The following is an 18,897-nucleotide window of genomic DNA, read 5'->3' as shown; positions in this document are numbered from 1 at the left end:
CATCGTTGTCGAGGTTTGACAACACGAAATATTTAGAAAGTTTCAAATATACAACTTATGTACTAATACGCTTTCCCTCGCTAAAATCCTTCTTTCGCCCTGTTTTTCGGACATATTATTATCGACAAAGAAAATTTTTCGACAAAAAAAAGACTGACATTTGAAATGTCAGCCTATATTTCATCAAGAGCTTGCACTGTAAATAGATTGTAATAACTACCCTTTCGTTTCATCAATTCTTCATGAGAGCCCGTCTCTGTGATCTCTCCGTTTTCAATAACGACAATCCGATCTGCATGGGTAATCGTGGCTAATCTATGTGCGACAATGAACGTCGTTCGGTCACGCGCTAATTTATAAAGTGATTCTTGAATGAGATGTTCACTCTCTAAATCAAGTGCTGAAGTTGCTTCGTCCAGAACGAGTAGAGGTGGATTCTTAAGGAAGACCCTCGCAATAGCTAACCTTTGTTTCTGACCTCCAGAAAGCTTAACCCCTCGTTCGCCAATTTTCGTGTCATATCCTTGCGGAAGCTTCATAATGAAGTCGTGCGCATTTGCCGCTACTGCAGCCTCCATCATGTCTTCATCGGATGCTTGTGGATTTCCCATTTTAATATTCATTCGAACAGATTCGCTAAACAAAATATTGTCTTGAAGAACCATTCCGATATGATCTCTTAGCGTCCGAACCTGATACTCTCTAATATCACGTCCATCTAACAAGATTCGTCCTTCGTTTACATCGTAAAATCGAGGAATCAGACTCACTAGCGAGGATTTCCCGCCACCACTCATTCCAACGAGCGCAATGGTTTCACCAGCCTCTACATCTAAACGAATATCTTTTAGAACTGGTGCTTCTTCCTCATCATATTTAAATGAAACATGATCGAATGATATCTTACCTTGTACATGCTTTAATGGTTTCGCACCTGGGCCATCTTTAATATCATAGTCCTCATCCATAAACTCAAATACCCTGTCCATGGACGCGAGTGCTTGCGTCAATGTAGTAGAGGAATTCACAAGTCTTCTGAGTGGATTGTATAAACGATCCATGTACGCTACGAACGCGACCATTGAACCGACTGTAATTTTTCCTGTGATTGCAAAATAACCTGCTGCACCAATAACAAGCATAGGCGCAACATCAGTAATCGTATTGACGACCGAGAAGGTTTTGGCATTCCAAGAAGTATGATTTAATGCCCTGTTCAAAAAGTTTGTATTACGCACATTAAATTGATCCTGTTCATAATCTTCTAGAGCAAAACTGCGAATCACACTGACCCCTTGAACACGTTCATGTAGATGGCCTTGCACTTCTGCAAGCGCTTGAGACCTTTCCTTCGTCAAACTTCTCAATCGGCTATAGAAAAATTTCACTGAAAGACCGTAAAAAGGTAGTAGTGATATAGCAACTAGTGTCAACCATCCATCCATCGTAAACATGATTGCAATTGCAATGACAATTGTAATCATATCAAGCCATACGTTCATCAGACCCGTAACAACAAAGGATTTCGTCTGTTCTACATCATGGATGACACGTGAAATGATTTCGCCAACTTTTGTGTTGGAATAATATTTTAGGCTTAATTTTTGAATGTGACTGAACAAATAATCACGAATATCAAATAAGACCTTACTTGCTGTCCACTGAGCATAATATTGTCTGTAATATTCAATGGGTGGTCTCAATACGATAAACACAAAGAAAGCCCCGCCCAATACCCAAGATAAGCGGGAAAACTTCTCATCGTTACTAATATCAGCGTTGATTACGTCATCAATGACGAATTTTAATATGAGTGGAATTAATAATGGAATACCGAATTTGAATATCCCAATAAAAACCGTAAAAGCGATTTGTTTAAAATACGGTCGTACAAAGTGCATATATCTTTTAATACTACTCGTAATGCCCACCTCCAGATGTCAAATGCGTTTTATTCCTGTTAACCAAAGATGGTCCAGTTAAATCTCTGCCTTTTTAAAATTAAGTTATGATGGCCTTAAAGTATAAAAAAGCCCGACACGTGTCGAACCTTTCATATTATACATTATGAACATGAATGATGGCTTTTAACGATATTCTAAAAAGCGTTCATACCAATTCTCAATAAATTCAGGTTCAAACGGACCTTTTCGTTGATTGATCATTGAACATAATTCATCTAAACTCCGCCGCAAAATGTCATTAATTTCTTTTGGATAGTTCATTTCGATCTTATGAAGAGCAAATTCATCTTCATCTAATATTGTATAGGTCATATCCGGAAATACTTTCACGTCCAAATCATAATCAATATACTTCAGTGCTTCCCCGTCATAAGTAAATGGCGTTCCAAGATTACAATAGTAATGTATACCTTGTTCTCTTAACATACCGATGACGTTAAACCATTGCTCAGAGTTGAAATAACAAATTGCAGGCTCTCTCGTTCGCCATTGTCTACCATCGGATTCTGTAACGATGATTCGGTCATTTCCGCCGATTACTACTGAGGAAGTCCCTCTAAGTATCACTGTTTCTTCCCATACACGATGGAGCTGTCCATTATGTTTATAGCTTTGTATTTGAATCGAACTTCCCGTCGTCGGAAAAGACATACGAAACTCCTTTCTTGCGCTTCCACATCAATTTCTCTTCTTATTATATCCTTTCCACCTAAAATTGAAAAAGGATGTGCATTATGAATTTAAAGTTCTTCAATACATTCTGGCACTTCATTACGTGGTGAATTGACAATAGTCGATACATTATAAGCAGTCATACTTGCCGAATCAAAAGGTTTCATAAGTTCAATTAAGTCGGATTGTTCCCCGTCCACATCGAGCCAATTTCCGTATTTTTCTCTTGGGAGTATGACAGGCATACGGTTATGAATGTCTTCCATCAATTCGTTCGGTTCTGTTGTCAGCACTGTACACGTGTGAATCGGATTGCCTTGTTCGTCTTTCCACTTCTCCCATAATCCTGCAAAACCAAAAGGCTGATCATTCTTCATTTTTATGTACTTCGGTTGCTTATGTTTTCCTTCTTTCTTCCATTCAAAGAAACCATCAGCAGGGATGATGCATCTCCGCTTTTTAAATGCATGCTTAAAGCTCGGTTTTTCCGGTACAGTCTCAGATCGTGCATTAATCAACTTATGACCGATGGATGGATCTTTCGCCCAAAAAGGAATGAGTCCCCATTTAAGAAAACCAGCACGTCGGCTTCCTTCATTAGAAACAATGGCAACAATATCTTGAGAAGGTGCGATGTTGAACCGAGGTTGAATGTTAAATTCCGATGCAAATTCATCAATTTCAAACCAATCCATTAAGAGATCTATTTCTGCTGTTAACGTAAATCTTCCACACATCATAATCCCTACCTTCTTTTCTATTGTTCCTGTACACCCCATTCTCCTAATCATAACATAAGAAGAAAAGCGATTCGCCCAGCTAGCTTTGGTGTGCTTCTTGTGTTCCAGTTCTTGTGTCTTGCGTTCCACCTACCTTTTTGCAGCATGGCTTAAGACCTGGTGATTTTAAGTATGAAAAACACCCCCGGCATCAAGGCCGAGAGTGCTTGTGGAGTTACTGTTGCTTATTTTGCTGTTGTTGCTGTTGTCCTTGCTTAGCACGCATTGCTTGTTGTGCTTGCTGGTTCTGCTTTTGTACTTCTTGAGCATTTGTCATTTCAGTACCAAACTCAGCAGAATACTGTCCAGCCTGTTGAGCAGGTTGTTGAGCTTGTGCGTTAGGCTTTTTCGCCATGCTAGCTCCAGCTTGTTTTTGTTGTCCTGGCTTTTGTTGTTTTGCCATGAGTCTCACCTCCACATGAGTTAATTTAACCACCCATGCAGCGTGTTATCCGACAAATTTAGATGTACCATTTACCATACATAAACCTATTTCAGATGGAAAGATTAAATTCATTATGGAGTGGGTAAAACAAATATAAGGCAAGAAGTATAAGGAGGAATCCACCATGTATGTTGGTCGAGACATGACAGAACTTGCGACCCTAACAACCGATGAATGGACGGATAAAGAACTCGCATTCTTCCATCATTCATTACAGCAAATGACACAATTTTTGAATAGTGAAGGTGTATCCATCCATCAAGAAGTCATTAAGGAAATTGAAAGCCGCGGAGGACTCCACCGTGACGAAGCTGATTACCAACATGGAACAAGGCCGAACTATGAATAGATAGAAGAAGGCTGATCTACAGAGGAATTGCTCCTTTGTAAGATCAGCCTTTCATTTGTAAGAGTATTTTCACAACATATCTGCGCTCTTTGCCCGATATATGTTGCGATTAGCCGCTATTTACCACTTATCTGCTCACTTTTTCCGAAATATGTTGGAAATAACCGCTTTTCATCACCAAATCACCTCAAAAATTCGAGTATGATTGTCCGCCATCTACATTCAAGGTTGCGCCTACAACCCAGTTTGAGCGTTCTGAAGCTAGGAAGGTAACGATGTCTGCAACTTCTTCTGCTTTTCCGAAACGACCTGCAGGAATTTCGTCCTCAACAAACTGATTGATTTTCTCTGGGTTTTCATCCAACCGACGTTGCCAATTCCCACTTGGATGAAGGATCGCGCCTGGTGCTACACCATTCACACGTATTCCGTATGGTATGACTTCATCAGCAAGTGATTTTGTAAAACTGATCAGTGCTGACTTCGAGCTGTTATAAGTTGGCTTTCCGCCTGATTCTCTTCCATATATGCTGGATATATTAATAATCGATCCGTTGCCGTTATGCTTCATTTTTTCTACAGCCAGCTTACTGAACTGAACAGCTGCATGAAAATTCAGCTCCATTGAATCTCTAAATTCATCGATGCTTGTTTCTTGTATGGTTGATCCATTACTCCCGCCTGCGTTATTGACTAAAATATCAATAGAGCCGTGATCATCAATAAATTTCTTGAAAACTTCAACACGTTCTTCTTCACACGTTAAGTCCGCTTGATAGACTGAAACGTCAGGATAAGTCTGTTTCATTTCAGCCAAATCCTTTTCTCCTCTAGCGCATATTCCAACTTTCACACCTTCAGACCTTAGGCCGAGTGCGATTGCTTTACCAATCCCTCTAGAGCCACCAGTAACGAGTGCAGTTTTGCCATTCAAATTTAATTCCATCGTTTATTCTCCCTTCATTAAACGTGCAACTTTTTGATGTGGGACAGGTAATGGATAAGCGTCTAGCTGTTCAGCATTTACAATCGTCCCATTTGTTATTGGTTCTTTTGCCTTAAATGATCCCGCGTAAACAGATATTTGCCATGTTAGATGAGTGAAAACGTGTTGAAAATCAACGAGATGGTCGTTTAAATCCACTTGAATAGGGTATCTTTCTTCTAAGTACGTTTTCAAATGTTCTTTAGTTAAATTACGATCTGAAATCTCAATATTTGGGAACTGCCATAAATTTGCAAGCAGTCCGGTTTCAGGTCTTTTTTCGATAATGGTTTCGCCTGATTCATTTTGCAGCATAGCGATCGCAACGGGTACAGTCCGTTTTTTGATTTTCTTTTTCTTTACAGGAAGCTCGGTCTGTATACCTTTATGGAAAGCTTCACAATGTTTTTGCACTGGGCATACTATACATGAGGGGTTTTTCGGCGTACAAATCGTCGCCCCAAGCTCCATAAGACCTTGATTGAAGTAAGAAGGGTTCTCTTTAGAAATAAGTAATCGAACCGCTTCTTCGAATATTTTTCTTGTTTGAGGTTTTGCGATATCATTTTCTATTAAAAGAATTCTCGAAAGCACACGCATGACGTTACCGTCTACAGCTGGCTCAGGTAATCCGAACGCAATACTTGCTATAGCTCCGGCTGTATAGGGTCCTACACCTTTTAAAGATAAAATTTCTTTCGGCGTATTTGGAACAATTCCACCGTATTTTTCATGTACTTCCTTAACTGCTGAGTGGAGATTTCTTGCACGGGAGTAATAACCTAACCCTTCCCATGCTTTTAAAACCTTCTCTTCCTCTGCAGCAGCCAGTGCGTCAACGGTTGGGAATTGAGCCATAAACCTCTCGAAATACGGAATAACAGTATCTACTCGGGTTTGTTGAAGCATGATTTCTGAAACCCAAATTTTATAAGGGTCTCGCTCCTTACGCCAAGGCATATCTCGGTGGTCGTGTGTAAACCATAAAACTAAATCAATTTGAAACGCTTCTATATCAATTGTTAATGCTCGATCTAATAGCTGTTTAGTCAAAATGAATCCTCCAACTGTCGGTAAACTTTGAATATGTAAAAAGAAATTTGGGAATCGAGTTATTCCCGTTTACACTATACTATATCGAAAGTAGTGATATAAATCATTTTATACGTCTACTTTCGCCATTGAAATCACGCATATTGGATACACTATTTGATGAATAGACCGAATCCTGAAATGTGAAACTGCTTATTGAGGAGGCTTTATCAATAAATGGATACGGGGACACATATCGTAATGGGTATCGCTCTCGGTGGACTCGCAACATTAGATCCTGTCATCGCGAATGACCCAGTCTCCACACAGGCTGTGTTAGTCGGGACTTTGATAGGATCGAATGCGCCCGATTTTGATACCGTACTTAAACTTAGAAATAATGCAGTATATATAAGGAATCATCGTGGCATAACGCACTCTATACCAGCTGTACTACTCTGGCCAATTATTATTGCTGGAGGATTGGAATTGTTCATGCCTGCAATGAACCTACTTCACGTATGGCTTTGGACGTTTTTAGCTGTCTTTTTACATGTGTTCGTTGATATTTTCAATGCATATGGAACGCAAGCCTTGCATCCTTTTTCGAAGAAGTGGATTGCACATGGCATGATCAACATATTTGATCCGTTTATCTTTACCGCGCACATTATTGGATTTATCCTTTGGTACCAAGGTTTTCATCCCGGTTACACCTTTTTGTATATATACAGCATTCTGATCGCTTACTACATTTGGCGCTATATTGATAAACAGCAAACGATTAAGATGGTAAAGAAGGAAGTTCCGAACGCCACAAAGGTCATCATTAGTCCAACTATGAGGTGGAGTCAAAAGCATGTTGCTGTGATGAGTCCCGGTGAATTCCATGTCATTGAGGTGAAAGGCAATGCCTTAACGATTCATGACGTTTATGACCGGAAGCCTGTTCCGAACAACCCGCTCATTAATGAAGCGGTTAAGGATTCAAATCTTGCTGCATTCCTCTCTTTCTCACCTGTATATCGCTGGGAAGCAGAAGAAACCGATGAAGGCTATGAAGTCCGATTCATTGACTTACGGTACAGGTCTAAAGGGCACTATCCATTCGTAGCTGTTGTACAGTTGGATGATGAATTAAACATTATCAGTTCCTATACCGGCTGGGTCTATAGTGAAAAAACACTACGAAAAAAACTACATGTAGCAACGAGCAACTAGACGCACGATTAAAAAAGGTGTCTCGCCATTACCGGCAGACACCTTCTTCATTTGAAATCGTTTAGGATTGTGGGATCTAATGTTTAGGTCCCTTTTTTAATAAATGTTGAAATTTTGGATTTGAACTGAAATACTCATGAAGCTTGTCCCCAAATCGATTAATCCATTCCTTTACGATCCGCTCAGTCACATCTTGACCTTTATAACTTCTTCCAGCTCGTGCTCTTGTCGATTCGAAATCTTCCCATAATGCTTCAACCCATGTGCGTGCTTCTTCATACGTTAAAGTTGAATTTTTATTTTGTAACTCTACTGCTAATTCATGAAATGTTTCTTCCACATTATTCACTCTCCTTCCATGCCAATTATTTCACAACATATCTCTCGCAGATCATTCCATACTAATAGTATCGTTTAGAAAGGAGTTGTTACGAATGCGTAATAAAGCCAAGAACTTCCCTAATCGCATGTCTCCTAACGGCGAAGCCCGTGCTAAGGATGAATATGCATCTAAACGTGCAAATGGAACGACCCAGACTCAGCCTCAAGAACGGATGAGTCGCTCTAACCGTACCTGAGGATACCTGTTAGGAGGTGTCAACGCAATGGCAAAAGATAATCGAGATCCAATGCACCCTAACTATGAAGATCCTTTCCAATCGCCACGCGCGAACCCGAAACACAGTTTCAACCAAGTTAATGGAGAAACACAACGGAGTTTGCATAACCATGTTTTGAAGGTAGAAACAAGGAAGCGCTCCTAAAGTATGGGATGTCCTACATCTGCGCGTCTCAACTATTGAGAACGCATTGCAGGGCATCTTTTTTTAATTGTTTACACTTTGCGAAGTAGTGAGATCGGAAATGCTTCCAGGTCTTCCGCTTTATCCCTATATCCCCAAGCAAAAATGCCGTTCATATAAGAAATTTCGAACTGACTACCAGGGTCACCTACTAGCTCATATACATCTCCCTTATGAAAATCCGATGGGTCCAACAAGTAACTTTTGGCCATGGCTATTTTCCGTTCATACACGGCTACTTCGTTAACCATACCGATTTGCTCTGCTTTTCTCATTTTTTCAGACATCGTTCTGATTTCTTGATCAATTTCATGCTCTGTCATATCGCTATATAATTTACTCATTTTACATACCTCCTGATGTCATTTGTTATTCTCGAAATGATGATGAAGTTGTGCTAGCATAAATGAGAATTCAACAGAAGGAGTGTTGCAACATGATGAATGTTCTCATTACAGGAGCTGGCACAGGATTAGGTAAAAGCCTTGCACTCCAATATGGAAAAAACGGTAACCATGTGTATCTTATTGGCCGCCGTTTAGAGCCTCTAGAGGAAGTCGTGCAATCGATAAAAAGTGCTGGTGGTCACGCTACACCTTTAACATGTGATATTACAGATTTTGATGAAGTTGAACAGAAAATAAATAGCGTCGTACAAAACACACCCATTGATTTGTTAATTAACAACGCTGGTACAGGCATATTTGGACCGTTAAACACCTATCGTTCAGATGATATTGATCAAATGTTTGCTACAAATGTGAAAGGGACCATTCATATGACAAGAGCTATCCTACCTACCTTAGTTGAACAAGGAAATGGTCAAGTCATGAACATCATCTCTACGGCAGGGTTACGTGGCAAGAAAAATGAATCCGTTTATGTTGCTAGTAAATTCGCTGTCAGAGGATTCACAGAAAGCCTAATTAAAGAGCTTGAAGGAACTGCAATCAAAATGACTGCGGTATACATGGGTGGCATGGATACACCATTTTGGGATGAAACGGACCATATCGATGACCGATCTCGATTAAAAAGTCCCGATGAAGTCGCTCAGCTAATCGTTGAACAAAATTCAGGACAAGCTGAAATCTTTATTGATCGTTAAGATCCTGATTCTCATCGAGCCATTCGTCAATTAAATTGACTGGGAATCCTTTACGATAAAGAAATTGCTTCATTTTCTGTTTATATTCCCAACCTGAATATTGTTTGTACTTTCTGTTCGCTTTCTCTGCTTGCAGATTTAATGCCTCTCTCTCTTCGTCTTCATCTTTACTGAGAGAGGCCTTATCTATCGCTTGTTCAATAATGCTCCATGCGTAACCTTTCTGCTGAAGTACTTGTCCGATCTTTTGCTTTAATGCATGTTCACTAAGCTTCTTAGATTGCTTCGCTTTCTTCTCAACGAGCTTTGTCGCTTCGTCCACTTGTTCTTCTTCCGTATAAATCGTTAGTGCATTTTCAATGGTCAAATCGTCGACTCCCTTTTGCTTCAAATCTTGCTTTAACGCTTTCGGACCTTTTTTGGTCGTCATAACCTTACTGCGGATAAACATCTTCGAAAATTCCATATCATCCAGATATCCAAGCTCTTTTATGCGTTCAATAACTGATTCGGCAGTGTGGGGTTCGAACTCTTTTTTTATTAAATACTGCCTTATTTCATCCATTGATCTCATCCTGTAGGATAGATAATTCATCGCCATATTTAATCCTTTTTGGAATTGATCCTGGAGTTGCAGGGATTTAACTTCCTTCTCAGTGAGCTCCGTTCCCTTGCGAATTTTTGATTGAATATAAACCTCTTCATCTATCCCGAAGCCGAACTCTTCTCCGTTACCCCGATCTATAAATACGTTAAATCGACTTTTGTTTTTCTTCTGCACTGTGATCTTTGTTATTTTCATTGGATCACCTCGCTCATATTTTATCATATCAACGGATTATCTACTTTAATAAAGGGAAAACATTCATAAAGGCAGAATATTGTTAATAACCGCGTAGAGGAGGAATTGGAATGAAAATTGCCATTTCTGGTGGGACAGGTTTTGTCGGAGCAGCTTTGACAGACCAGTTCATAAAGCAGAACCATCATGTATATGTCCTCACCCGTAACCCTACTGGAAAACCTGAAAAAGAAAACGTTACATATATTGAATGGATGCATGACAATGGTGAGCTCCCAACACTATCAGGGATAGATGCATTCATCAATCTAGCCGGAGAAACGATCAATGGCCGATGGACAGACGAAAAGAAGGAAAAGATATTATCTAGTCGAATACATGCAACACGTGAAATTTTAAAGATCATAGAGCGCATGGAATCTAAACCCAAAGTATTAATCAACGCATCAGCCATCGGTTATTATGGGACTTCGAAATCGAAGACATTCGATGAACATACGAGCACCTCTGGAGATGATTTTCTCGCCCATGTGACTGCTGAATGGGAAAAGGAAGCCATGAAAGCTGAACAAAACGGAGTGAGAGTTGTCCGGACTCGATTTGGGTTGATTTTAGCCAAAAATGAAGGCGCGCTCCCGAGAATGACGCTTCCTTATAAACTGTATGTTGGTGGACCAATTGGCTCTGGTAAGCAGTGGTACTCGTGGATACATATTAACGACGTAGTTGGGATGATTGACCACGCACTGAACGATGATTCTTTGGAAGGTGCTGTCAACGCAACATCCCCTCACCCTGTTCAGATGGATGACTTCGGAAAAATTCTAGCGAAAACATTGAATCGACCACATTGGCTCCCTCTTCCGGCTTTTGTTTTACAGATCGGATTAGGTGAAATGAGTACGCTCATATTAGAAGGGCAAAAGGTAGTTCCCCGAAAAGCATTAGATCACCAGTACAAGTTTATGTACCCAACATTATCATCTGCCTTAGCAGCGATTTTTGACAATTAGAAAGAGGGAAACACATGAAAACATTATTTAAGAATGCCACATTATATCCTGTCACAGCTGAAACGTTTCAAGGTGACCTACTCGTTGAAAACGGTAAAATCATAAGCCTCGAACGCGGGATTCAAATCGACGAAGGAACAGAAGTCATTGATGCAACAGGCATGCATCTCCTCCCTGGTTTTATTGATGTTCATACCCATTTAGGACTGTATGACGAAGGTACTGGGTGGGCCGGTAATGATGCTAATGAAACAAATGATCCTTTAACGCCACACATTCGAGCGATCGATGGTGTACATCCTTTAGATATAGGTTTTAACGACGCCATTAAATTTGGAATTACTACCGCTCATGTCATGCCGGGGAGTGCAAATGTAATTGGCGGTCAAACTGCTGTTATTAAGACTTACGGAAAAAATATTGAAAAAATGATTATCAAAGAAAAAGCGGGTTTGAAAATTGCACTTGGAGAAAATCCGAAACGAATTCATAGCGGGCGTCATAACGACTCCATCACACGAATGGGAATCATGGGAATGTTGCGTGAGGAATTTTACAAAGCGCTCAATACAGACAATCCCGAATGTTTAAGGACTGCACCCATACTTTCAGTCTTGAAACGAGAAATGCCTGTTCGTATTCACGCTCACCGTGCTGATGATATATTATCAGCTGTCCGTTTTGCAGACGAATTCAATCTAGATTTGCGTATTGAACATTGTACAGAAGGGCATTTAATTGCATCAGAGTTGGAAGGTCGAGACCTTCAAGTTTCTGTAGGTCCGACACTCACTCGGAAATCTAAGATTGAGTTAAAGAACAAAACTTGGCAGACGTATAAAGTTTTGAATGACCACGGCATTGCTGTATCCATCACAACGGATCATCCATATGTACCTATCCAATACTTGAATGTATGTGCTGCAATTGCCATTCGAGAAGGACTATCTGTAGATCAAGCACTCCGAGGCATTACAATTAACCCAGCAGTCAATTTAGGTATTAATCATCAAGTTGGTAGTCTAGAGGTCGGAAAGGATGCGGACATTACGCTATGGAATGACCATCCATTTCAATTTTCAGCGATACCAAATCTAACGATGATTGACGGACAAATCGTTTATCAAAAATCGTACTAATTTTAAATCACTTTTTCCTTTGTAGCACATAGAATATTGAGTATGAAAAACAAGCATAAATAAGCCTTAGTACAAGAGGCTTTTAGCGTATTTTTCAGTCTCCAAAAATAGATGGATTATGACAAAAAATGTTTATTTCTTTTTTGTAGAAAATCGATTATGATAATGATGAAAATATAATTTAAAAAAGCTAAGGGAAGGCAATTGGTGCGCCACCAGTACATCTGGTCTTAGTGGGTTCGATTCCCACCCCGAATTAGAAATTTTAATTCGAGGGTAGGAAATCGCTCTGCCCTCTTTGGGAGGATGTAAATCATGTTAAAGAAACGTGAACTTTCTGACTGTCATGTTCTTTATGAGTTAATGGTGGATCCAGCGGTCTTTCCTTTTGTGCGTCATAAGGCCAATTCAGTTGAAGAATTTTTATTCTTAACGAAGCAAACGATTGAAGCAGAGGAAAATGGAGAGCTGATCTCACGAACGATCTTAGATGAATGGGGTAGCCCAATCGGAACGATCAATTTATTTGATATCGAGTCTGGATGCGGATTTCTTGGCACTTGGATCGGTAAACCCTATCACGGTAAAGGCTATAACCACCCCGCTAAGGAAGCCTTTTTCAATGAACTCTTTTTTGAAAAAGATATCCAAACCATTTTTATGCGAATTCGCAAAACGAACATACGCTCAGAACGTGCAGCTTTGAAGATTCCTTATGTTTCGTTAGCGAATGAAACACGTCCGGATATTTATCAACAGTTGAATGCAGATGGCGACGTTTATAACTTGTTTCAAGTCGAGCGAGACAGTTATTATATGCACACTGTCCGCGAAATCGCGCAAACACCGGTTGAGGATACGATTTTAGAAGCATAACATACGATATTCGTTTTCAAATGCCTGCCCAAACACTTTGGGACCAGGCATTTTTTTGTTATGAGAGCATCGATAAACTATCCCATACTTTTTTGCAAGTTATACACATGTGGATAAAATGATTTTGGTCCACTTTTTCACATGATTACCCATTCTTTCCTCTTATAGTTCTCAGGAGATTGTACATCATAATAAACGAGAGGTCATCCTCTCACTTATCGTCTAAGGAGGGTTTACTCATGGGAAAAGACAATCGTTCGCGCAAACAAGCAAAGAACAAACAAAACATGGCTCCTGATGGCCGTGACGTCGAATTTTCCCAAGAGCTTGCCGACTCTGAGGATCTGCAGGCTCAGGAAAGAGCAAAAGCGGCTGAACGTCGCGCTCGACGTAAGTAACCTCTGCAAGACTTAAACAAGGAGACTTGTCACCTTCCCCGGCAAGTCTCCTTTACATATGTTGTGGACAAATGTGAATATGTGAATAACTTATCCACCGAGCTGTGGATATTGTGGACAAAATCTTGGATAACTTGATCTTAACAAATTCTTTACAATCCCGTAATGTGGATATGTTGGGGATAATGAAAAGCGCAAGCGCGCACTCAGTCACGAAGATCACTGGAAGTCCGAAGAGGAGGCTGTCGCTGCCTCAAGAGGGCTGAAGTGATTCAAGTGACTGGTTTGCTGAAGCTAGACACAGCATCGACGCAACTTCTTTACTTTCTTACTAATGTTGCGACGACTTCAACGTGAGAAGTATGTGGAAACATATCAACAGGCTGTAGTCGTTCGATCTTAAATCCGTGCTTCGATAAGTATGAAATATCCTTTGCGAGTGTGGATGGATTACACGATACATACACCATTTTCTTCGGTTTGATGTCTTTCACCGTTTGCAAGAATGTCATATCACATCCTGTTCTTGGCGGATCGACAACGATGACATCTGGCTTCCATCCTTCCTTCAACCATTTAGGAAGTAATTGTTCCGCTTTTCCCGTCCAGTATCTAGCATTTGTAATACCATGCTTAGCTGCATTTTCTTCTGCATCTTCGATCGAATCCTCTATAACGTCCATGCCTCGGATTTCTCCAGCTCTTTTTGCAAGCCAAAGCCCGATCGTCCCTACACCACAATAAGCATCCACGACTTTTTCTTCACCAGTTAATTTCGCAGCACGTCGAACTTCGTTATACAGCTTAACCGTTTGAACCGGATTGAGTTGGAAAAATGCCCTTGCACTTAATTCAAATGACAAGTCACCAAGTGTCTCTTGTATCGTATGATCCCCTTCCAAATGAATCGTCTCATCTCCAAATATGACAGAGGTTTTCTTTCCGTTCACGTTTTGCAAAATTGATTTAACTTCAGGTAGTTCTTCTTGAATTTTTGCTAAAAGGATATCTTTTTTCGGAATATCCCTTTGAGTCGTGATCAATACAAGTTGCACATTTTCTGTTTCAAAGCTAACCCGAGTGACAATCGTTCGAACGATGCCTGTTCGCTTTTTCTCATTATAAATCGGGATGTTCAAATCCTCGAGAATCGTTTTAACGGTGTTTGTGACTTGTGTCGTCTTAGGATGCTGTACCATACAATTGGTCAGATCAATTAATTTGTGTGAGCCAATTCCATACAATCCTGCAAGGACACTAGTCCCTTTCTTTGCGACTTGGAATTGGCTTTTGTTCCTATAGTTCCATGGGTCCTCCATTCCAATCGTAGCCTTAAGTGGCAGGTGATGGGCGTCATAGTCTGTATACCGATCAAATGCCTGTCGAACGATATCCTGCTTCTCACGCAACTGAGCAGCATAGCTCAAATGCTGCAACTGACAACCGCCACACTCATCATAAATCGGACATGGTGGCTTCACCCTGTCCTCTGATTGTTGTTGAATTGTTACTGTTTCTGCTTCAATGCGGTTCGGCAATGGTTTAATGACTTTTGCAATGACGATTTCACCTGGAAGCGCACCCGTCACAAACGTCACTTTTTTATTATAAAACCCAACACCTTCACCATTAATCCCAAGTCTTTTGATTTGGACACGAATTGTATCCCCTACTCTGAGCTGTGTTTCATTTGCTTTCATCATTACACTCCGTCCTTTTTAAGTCGGATTCATTATATCACGGTTTAATTAGAAAAGGACAACCGGCTTGGGCTGTCCTTATTCATGCACTTACTTTGTAATCGGATTAGGGATTCGATCATTTGCTACGAGGTCATCTAAGCTTTTAAAAGTATAGCCTTGCTTCCTTAAGTCATCGATCACCCTAGCAAGGGCATCAGCATTATCTTTAGACACAGAATGCAGTAGCATGATCGAGCCGGGATGGACTTGTTTCATGATGCTATTGTAAGCATAATCTGCACCTCGTTGTTTGTCAGTTACCCAATCCATGTAAGCGAGTGACCAGAAGACGTTGATATAGCCTTCTTTTTCAGAAAGTGCGAGCGTCCGTTCACTGAAAATCCCTCGAGGCGGTCGCAAATACACCATGTCCTTCCGACCAGTCATCGCTTCATATTTCACTTTTACTTTAGACAGTTCTTCTTTCAAACGTGTCTCGCTAATGGTCGTCATATCAGGATGATGCCAGGAATGATTCCCGACGATGTGCCCTTCTTTTACCATTCGCTTGATGAGAGGTGCTTGACCTTCTAAATAATGTCCTGTAACAAAGAAAGCTGCGGGCACCTTTTTCTCCTTTAATACGTCTAGTACCTTTTTGGTATAACCATTTTCATATCCATTATCAAATGTGAGATATAGGTTTTTATCACTTGTATCTCCAATAAAATAGCCATTATATTTATTGAGAAGCTCAATAAATTCAGGTTCCGTTGTCGCAGGTTGATGGTCCTTACTTCTCTTGAAAAACCAATTATGTTTCTCATTTGAATAAGCTTGGCCAGAAACCGGAACAGATAAAAAGAAGCTGAAAACGAGCATATAGACCAACATTTTTCTTACCACAAAATATCGACTCCTTCACATGACCTTATTATTAGTTTAAATCCTCATATCCTATCCATACGAGGAATCGATTACCAACTGAAGTCGAAGAACGGGATGAAAAAGGCGATGCTCGATAAATCTTGAGTTTTGATCGATAAAACTTAAGTTTTGCACGATAAATTCAAAGTTTTGCACGATAAAACTTGAGTTTTGCACGATAAATCCCCAGTTTTGCACGATAAACTGAATTCACCCTTAAAACAATCTCATTCCATAAAGAAAAAACCGGGGATTTCCCCGGTTTCCGCATTTTCGAATCATTATTTAAATACTGGATCTTTGAATTGGGACAATTTTTCAAGAGAAGATTTCTCTACGTCACGGTGCAAGCTGTTGCCATGTGAGTCCATCGTCACAACTGCAGTGAATCCTTCCACTTGTAAGTGCCACATCGCTTCTGGAATTCCAAATTCCATCAAGTCGACACCGTCCACTTTCTTAATACATTCGGCGTAATATTGTGCTGCACCGCCGATTGCATTTAAGTAGACGCCACCATGCTCTTCTAGTGCTTTTAATGTTTTCGGCCCCATACCGCCTTTTCCGATAACGGCACGTATTCCGAACTTCTTCATGATGTCCCCTTGGTAAGGTTCTTCACGAATACTCGTCGTTGGTCCAGCTGCTTTTACATGATACTCTCCATTTGCATCCTTCATCATGACAGGTCCACAATGATAGATAATTTGGCCGTTCAAATCGATTGGCGCATCGTTACTCATCAAATGTTTATGGATTGCGTCACGTCCTGTGTGCATAGTACCGTTAATTCGGACAACGTCACCTACATGTAGCTCGCGGATTTTCTCCTCAGTAATCGGTGCTTCTAACACGACTTCTCTCACTTCATCTGTCACTTCATCTAATGAAGCTGCAGCTTTCTCCATTTCTTGTTTAAAGTCGATCTTCTCGCCTTCTTGGTACATCCAATCCATGATGTCACCTGTATTCGGATCTAGCTTGATTCCGAGACGACGGTAAGCCCAACAATTGTAGGCAACAGATACGAAAAAGCTTGCTGGAATTCGGTTCATTACGCCAATTTTACAGCCTAATAAGGTCGTCTCTCCGCCAAAGCCCATCGTTCCGATACCAAGTGTATTGGCGTTATCCATGACATACTCTTCTAGCTTGCGCAGGTCTTCATTCGGATTCGTGTCTTCCAATGTTCTGAACAACTGCTCTTTCGCAAGTTCATAACCAGAAGTACGGTCTCCTCCGATTCCAACACCGATTACACCAGCGCTACAACCTTGTCCTTGTGCTTGGTACACCGAGTGCATCACACACTTCCGAATTCCGTCCAAGTCACGTCCAGCACGACCCAAACCTTCAAGTTCAGTAGGGAGACTGTATTGGATGTTTTTGTTTTCGCATCCGCCACCTTTTAAAATGAGGCGAGCATCAATGTAATCTTCTTCCCATTGCTCGAATTTGATGACGGGTGTTCCAGGTCCTAAGTTATCACCACTGTTTGCGCCTGTCAGTGAGTCGACTGAATTGGGTCTTAGCTTTGTATCAGCAGTCGCTTCCTTAATGGCTTCAATGATTGCTTCTTTAATTTTTAACTGGTTGACACCAACCGGCGTTTTAATTTTAAAAGTTGGAAGACCTGTATCCTGACAAATCGGAGAAACGTTTTCATCCGCCTTCAAAATATTTTCACTGATCGTATCGAGTGACATTGCAGCTCTTGTGCCAGCATTTTCTTGTGCTTTCGCTTTAGCAATCGCGCGTCGAACGTCTTTTGGTAAGTTCGTTGATGTTTCAACAATAAGTTGATACATGCTTTCTTTCAGCTTTTCCATTCCCCGATGACCCCTTTATTAAAAATTTGCTCACGAGAAACAATCTACATGAGACAGTTCACTCATCATTAAATCAGTTCAGTGTAAGCGTAATCATTCTTTCATAGATCTCGCTTTCAGTATAACAAATCCATTTTAAACGATTAAACTATTCTTCCCAATCGTGTCGAAATTGTTTACATTTATCTTCAAGTTCATCAAGCATTTCAATTAATCGGTCGATTTCTTCGACCCCAGCTGTTTCTGGATCAATCGTGTCTAACACCTTCAGAAGCATATCAATACGATTCTGAATGTAATTCATTTGCGTTGACTTATCATTGATGGCATTACCCATTGTTTGAATACCCCTTTCCAATTCACTATAATATCATAACAGATTTTCACACTTTGTTGGAGAGATCGCTATTTTGGTATTGCTTTACAAAAGTAAGTCTAAACTTTACACTTATTGTAAAGAATCAATTATTATAAGAAACCTTTTTGTACTCTTAAAAATCGAGGTGAAGAAAGATGAACAACTTCGAAAACATGTGCCCTAAATATGAAGCAGCAATTGATATTATCGGAAAAAAGTGGACAGGTCTCATTATTCGCGTATTGATGTCTGGACCGAAACGATTTAAAGATATTAAGAAGCAAATTCCAGATATGAGTGATCGGATGCTAACAGAACGAATGAAAGAATTAGAATCTGTTGGAATCGTTAAACGTGACGTATATCCTGAAACACCCGTACGCATCGAATATACACTTACCGATAAAGGTAACTCATTGAAAGAAGTGATTGGTGAAATACAGCGGTGGAGTGATAACTGGATAGAGCTATAGGCTTTAAAGTGAACGGTCGAACCGTTCACTTTTTTATTTTTC

The 18,897-nt window shown here is 40.3% G+C and carries 23 protein-coding genes; 10 read left to right on the top strand and 13 right to left on the bottom strand.

The window, feature by feature from the left end; translation table 11 throughout:
* Window positions 1–173 precede the first annotated feature (173 nt).
* The 4 genes from L2716_RS16410 to L2716_RS16395 form a co-directional block, all read right to left on the bottom strand.
* Window positions 174–1,901 carry an ABC transporter ATP-binding protein gene (locus L2716_RS16410; RefSeq protein WP_236338082.1) on the bottom strand — a complete coding sequence of 576 codons (1,728 nt, stop codon included), beginning with the start codon at window positions 1,899–1,901 and terminating at the stop codon, window positions 174–176.
* Window positions 1,902–2,087: 186 nt separating this feature from the next.
* The gene (ntdP, locus tag L2716_RS16405; protein ID WP_236338081.1) at window positions 2,088–2,615 is read right to left on the bottom strand and encodes a nucleoside tri-diphosphate phosphatase; all 528 of its coding nucleotides are present in this window, start codon (window positions 2,613–2,615) and stop codon (window positions 2,088–2,090) included.
* An 89-nt stretch (window positions 2,616–2,704) separates the two neighbouring features.
* Window positions 2,705–3,373 carry an SOS response-associated peptidase gene (locus L2716_RS16400; protein WP_236338110.1) on the bottom strand — a complete coding sequence of 223 codons (669 nt, stop codon included), beginning with the start codon at window positions 3,371–3,373 and terminating at the stop codon, window positions 2,705–2,707.
* 217 nt (window positions 3,374–3,590) lie between these two features.
* Window positions 3,591–3,818 (bottom strand): gamma-type small acid-soluble spore protein, encoded by a 228-nt coding sequence (locus L2716_RS16395; RefSeq protein ID WP_236338080.1) that lies wholly within the window; start codon window positions 3,816–3,818, stop codon window positions 3,591–3,593.
* 166 nt (window positions 3,819–3,984) lie between these two features.
* Here L2716_RS16395 and L2716_RS16390 point away from each other — a divergent pair, with 166 nt between their 5' ends.
* A complete protein-coding gene (locus L2716_RS16390) occupies window positions 3,985–4,209 on the top strand; it encodes a hypothetical protein (RefSeq protein WP_236338079.1) in 225 nt (74 codons plus the stop codon).
* A gap of 187 nt (window positions 4,210–4,396) precedes the next feature.
* On the opposite strand, the gene L2716_RS16385 is transcribed toward L2716_RS16390, so the two are convergent.
* Window positions 4,397–5,155: an SDR family NAD(P)-dependent oxidoreductase gene (locus tag L2716_RS16385; RefSeq protein WP_236338078.1), complete on the bottom strand. Its 759-nt coding sequence runs from the start codon at window positions 5,153–5,155 to the stop codon at window positions 4,397–4,399.
* A 3-nt stretch (window positions 5,156–5,158) separates the two neighbouring features.
* Entirely contained in the window at window positions 5,159–6,247 is a 1,089-nt protein-coding gene (mutY, locus tag L2716_RS16380; protein WP_236338077.1) for an A/G-specific adenine glycosylase, read from the bottom strand.
* Between the two features lie 216 nt (window positions 6,248–6,463).
* Here mutY and L2716_RS16375 point away from each other — a divergent pair, with 216 nt between their 5' ends.
* A complete protein-coding gene (locus tag L2716_RS16375; protein WP_236338076.1) occupies window positions 6,464–7,447 on the top strand; it encodes a metal-dependent hydrolase in 984 nt (327 codons plus the stop codon).
* Window positions 7,448–7,523: 76 nt separating this feature from the next.
* Here the strand turns inward: L2716_RS16375 and L2716_RS16370 are convergent, their stop codons facing one another.
* Entirely contained in the window at window positions 7,524–7,787 is a 264-nt protein-coding gene (locus L2716_RS16370) for a YfhJ family protein (RefSeq protein WP_236338075.1), read from the bottom strand.
* A 94-nt stretch (window positions 7,788–7,881) separates the two neighbouring features.
* Between L2716_RS16370 and sspK the strand changes: the two genes are divergently transcribed.
* Window positions 7,882–8,025: a small, acid-soluble spore protein K gene (gene sspK, locus L2716_RS16365; RefSeq protein ID WP_236338074.1), complete on the top strand. Its 144-nt coding sequence runs from the start codon at window positions 7,882–7,884 to the stop codon at window positions 8,023–8,025.
* Window positions 8,026–8,052: 27 nt separating this feature from the next.
* Window positions 8,053–8,211: a YpzG family protein gene (locus tag L2716_RS16360; protein ID WP_236338073.1), complete on the top strand. Its 159-nt coding sequence runs from the start codon at window positions 8,053–8,055 to the stop codon at window positions 8,209–8,211.
* A 71-nt stretch (window positions 8,212–8,282) separates the two neighbouring features.
* Here the strand turns inward: L2716_RS16360 and L2716_RS16355 are convergent, their stop codons facing one another.
* Window positions 8,283–8,594: a YfhH family protein gene (locus L2716_RS16355; RefSeq protein WP_236338072.1), complete on the bottom strand. Its 312-nt coding sequence runs from the start codon at window positions 8,592–8,594 to the stop codon at window positions 8,283–8,285.
* A 92-nt stretch (window positions 8,595–8,686) separates the two neighbouring features.
* Here L2716_RS16355 and L2716_RS16350 point away from each other — a divergent pair, with 92 nt between their 5' ends.
* Window positions 8,687–9,358 carry an SDR family NAD(P)-dependent oxidoreductase gene (locus L2716_RS16350; protein WP_236338071.1) on the top strand — a complete coding sequence of 224 codons (672 nt, stop codon included), beginning with the start codon at window positions 8,687–8,689 and terminating at the stop codon, window positions 9,356–9,358.
* On the opposite strand, the gene recX is transcribed toward L2716_RS16350, so the two are convergent.
* On the bottom strand, window positions 9,345–10,160 hold the full coding sequence (gene recX / locus L2716_RS16345; RefSeq protein WP_236338070.1) for a recombination regulator RecX: 816 nt from the start codon (window positions 10,158–10,160) through the stop codon (window positions 9,345–9,347). The two genes, L2716_RS16350 and recX, sit on opposite strands and share 14 nt — an antisense overlap.
* 110 nt (window positions 10,161–10,270) lie before the next feature.
* Between recX and L2716_RS16340 the strand changes: the two genes are divergently transcribed.
* From L2716_RS16340 to L2716_RS16325, 4 genes are all read left to right on the top strand, one after another.
* Window positions 10,271–11,173, top strand: coding sequence for a TIGR01777 family oxidoreductase (locus L2716_RS16340; RefSeq protein ID WP_236338069.1), 903 nt, complete (start codon window positions 10,271–10,273; stop codon window positions 11,171–11,173).
* A gap of 14 nt (window positions 11,174–11,187) precedes the next feature.
* Window positions 11,188–12,312: an amidohydrolase gene (locus L2716_RS16335; RefSeq protein ID WP_236338068.1), complete on the top strand. Its 1,125-nt coding sequence runs from the start codon at window positions 11,188–11,190 to the stop codon at window positions 12,310–12,312.
* Window positions 12,313–12,627: 315 nt separating this feature from the next.
* Complete coding sequence (locus L2716_RS16330) at window positions 12,628–13,188, top strand: GNAT family N-acetyltransferase (RefSeq protein WP_236338067.1); 561 nt, start codon at window positions 12,628–12,630, stop codon at window positions 13,186–13,188.
* 239 nt (window positions 13,189–13,427) lie between these two features.
* Window positions 13,428–13,586 (top strand): YfhD family protein, encoded by a 159-nt coding sequence (locus tag L2716_RS16325; RefSeq protein ID WP_236338066.1) that lies wholly within the window; start codon window positions 13,428–13,430, stop codon window positions 13,584–13,586.
* 320 nt (window positions 13,587–13,906) lie between these two features.
* On the opposite strand, the gene rlmD is transcribed toward L2716_RS16325, so the two are convergent.
* The 4 genes from rlmD to L2716_RS16305 all read right to left on the bottom strand — a co-directional run bounded on the left by rlmD (window position 13,907) and on the right by L2716_RS16305 (window position 18,361).
* Complete coding sequence (rlmD, locus tag L2716_RS16320) at window positions 13,907–15,286, bottom strand: 23S rRNA (uracil(1939)-C(5))-methyltransferase RlmD (RefSeq protein WP_236338109.1); 1,380 nt, start codon at window positions 15,284–15,286, stop codon at window positions 13,907–13,909.
* A gap of 90 nt (window positions 15,287–15,376) precedes the next feature.
* Window positions 15,377–16,162 carry a delta-lactam-biosynthetic de-N-acetylase gene (gene pdaA, locus L2716_RS16315; protein WP_236338108.1) on the bottom strand — a complete coding sequence of 262 codons (786 nt, stop codon included), beginning with the start codon at window positions 16,160–16,162 and terminating at the stop codon, window positions 15,377–15,379.
* A 314-nt stretch (window positions 16,163–16,476) separates the two neighbouring features.
* Window positions 16,477–18,024 carry a fumarate hydratase gene (locus tag L2716_RS16310; RefSeq protein WP_236338065.1) on the bottom strand — a complete coding sequence of 516 codons (1,548 nt, stop codon included), beginning with the start codon at window positions 18,022–18,024 and terminating at the stop codon, window positions 16,477–16,479.
* A gap of 148 nt (window positions 18,025–18,172) precedes the next feature.
* Window positions 18,173–18,361 (bottom strand): SE1561 family protein, encoded by a 189-nt coding sequence (locus tag L2716_RS16305; RefSeq protein WP_236338064.1) that lies wholly within the window; start codon window positions 18,359–18,361, stop codon window positions 18,173–18,175.
* 176 nt (window positions 18,362–18,537) lie between these two features.
* Between L2716_RS16305 and L2716_RS16300 the strand changes: the two genes are divergently transcribed.
* The gene (locus tag L2716_RS16300) at window positions 18,538–18,855 is read left to right on the top strand and encodes a winged helix-turn-helix transcriptional regulator (protein WP_236338063.1); all 318 of its coding nucleotides are present in this window, start codon (window positions 18,538–18,540) and stop codon (window positions 18,853–18,855) included.
* The last annotated feature ends 42 nt before the right edge of the window (window positions 18,856–18,897 follow it).

Source organism: Pseudalkalibacillus berkeleyi (assembly GCF_021608225.1).
Classification (GTDB): Bacteria; Bacillota; Bacilli; order Bacillales; family Fictibacillaceae; genus Pseudalkalibacillus; species Pseudalkalibacillus berkeleyi.
The sequence above is the reverse complement of the archived record's forward strand: the minus strand, read 5'-3'. Positions and strand labels throughout refer to the sequence as shown.